We start from the raw sequence: 2316 nt of genomic DNA, 5'->3' as shown, positions 1-2316 counted from the left end.
AGTAAATCTCACACTCAAAACTCGCCGTCGCGGTTTGAGGCGGGGTGAAGCTGTACGTGGTGTCTGTTGTTGTTGCGATAGCTGCAAGCTCTGTAAACGGAAACGCAAAGTCAGGAGTGATGGTATTACAGAAAGAATCACCGCCTCCCCCCGAGGGGCGGCCCCAATACGCGTCAATAATCTCCGTTGACCCATCCCTTAAAGCTTGGACAGTAATCTCGATTTCTTGCTCCTCTACTGCATCAAAATCTAAGCCTGGCGTACTTTCATTTTCGGAAGTGACTGATAAGTTAAAAACCCAAGAGACGTAGCTTGCTGTTAACGCTATTTCATATAACTCACTAGCGGTTTCTTTCACACCATCCGAAGCAATCACTTGCATAATTAATGTGCGATCTTCATCCGGCGCCGTAAAGGTACAGATTGCTGCTGGACAAGTAATACCGTCAACAATAGCGGTGCCGGTCGCATCAACTTCTTGCCAGCGATAGGTAATGGGCTGGTCTTCGGGGTCAGTTGAATCACTTGCGGTTAAGGTCACCTCTGTTCCGCCGGTTATAGTCTCGCCAGCCGGCTCCCTGCTGATGGTAGGCCAGCTAGGCTGATCATTATCACCGTCGACAGTTACAACATGCACTGAATTAGTAGAGGCCCCCTCCTCGTCATACACATTTAGAATAAAGATCAAATTGGTCTGCGGGGTACCCAATACATTCGGCGCAGTAAAGGTTAAGGATGGCCCGGTAAGATCAGTACCCTCCGTATCAATACCCTCGACCTCCCATTGGAATCGCAAATCCTCGTTTGCAGTGAAATCATCAATATCCCCAGTATTTAAAGCATCGGCAAGCGGGCTAAGCGTAATTTCATTCGGAACAACGCTGCCACTGTCATCAAATTCACTTTCAGCAACGGTTAGTTCAGAATCCTCACCTGCGGTGGTGGGCGCCTTATTATTACCCGCTACGCTCACTTGCAATTGCGCGGTCGATACCGCGTTCTCCTGCGCAGTTCTGTCCGCTTCCGCGCCATCGGTCACTGTCACCGTAAACGTCACTAGTGTATCGATAGGATAAGACGGAGGTAAAAACGTTGGGTTAACCGCTACTGTGTCGCTTAATGCCGCAAGTGCAGCAGGATTATTCGCTGTCCAACTGTATTGCAGCTGGCTGGTTGCTTCAGGGCCATCGTCATCCACTGCTGCCGGTAGATTAATGGCCATGCCCGATATTGCCTCGATGATATCGGCTGATGTTGCCACTCGCGGCGCATCGTTATTAGCAATCACCGTAAAGTCATCGGTTGATGCCGTAACTTCGTCTGTGCCCACGCCATCAGCCACCGTTAACTCAACATTACAGCTGTAGCTTTCAATAGCACTTGGCGCGGTAAAGCTAGCCGATAAAATCGCTTGGCTTTCGCCGTTGGCTGGGCCTTGCACGGCAGATTCCGTAAGAGCGATTACATTGCCCTCACAAGTGCCAGCCCAGGTATAAGTTGGATTCACTGGCGCAAAGGTGAAGTCAACCGAAGCATTAATGGTAATTGGCAGGTCTTCCTCAGCGTTTGCACTGACCGTAAGGCCAACAGTTGGAGCCACATAGCCCGACTGAGCTTCGATAACCAATGTGTTATCCGTCACCCTATCGCTACCGTTTTTAGAGGCTTCCCACGCACTAACGCTAATATTAATCGCTTCGTCATTTACTTGCGTTGATGGAACCGTAAAAGTCGTTGAATCCAAATTGGGGGCACTAAAGCGGCTGTCTATTTCGCCTGGGCCACTACCCGCCACAGACCATTCATAGGTTAGCGCTTGGCCTTCAGGGTCAAAGGCGGAAATCGCTAGCGTTGCGCTACCACCAGCAGCCACTTGCACTGCTGTTGTTGTTACGTCGGTAATAATCGGAAAATCATCATTAGCCTCGATATTTATGGTGTGGCTAGATTCGCTAAAAAGCCCTTGGCCGTCCGTTACTCTCAACGTAAAGCCAAGCGGAATAACATCTGGGCCTGGGCCATTACGGCCGATGATATTGGGCACGGTAAAGCTTAAATTTGCACTGGTAAGATCAAAAGCGGAGATATCAAGCAACGCTTGCGCTGCGGCATTGGGCACCCAAGTAAACTTCAACGCTTCATTGGGCGTAAAATCGTCTAATGGATTAGAAATATCAAAGGGCGCTAATACAATAATTTCGGGCTGAAATTCGCCTAACGCATTATATTCACTCTCAGGGATAGTCCGAGCCGAGTTTTCCCCAGCACTGGGCGGCAAGTTACTACCAGGAATGAACAAAACACCGGAGCTTGCCG

General features: G+C 49.6%; 1 pseudogene. It reads right to left on the bottom strand.

The window, feature by feature from the left end:
- Positions 1 to 2316: pseudogene (locus tag AC3A8L_RS17550) on the bottom strand (hypothetical protein); the annotation flags it as partial.

The sequence above is a fragment of the Marinagarivorans sp. genome (assembly GCF_982758155.1).
The sequence above is the reverse complement of the archived record's forward strand: the minus strand, read 5'-3'. Positions and strand labels throughout refer to the sequence as shown.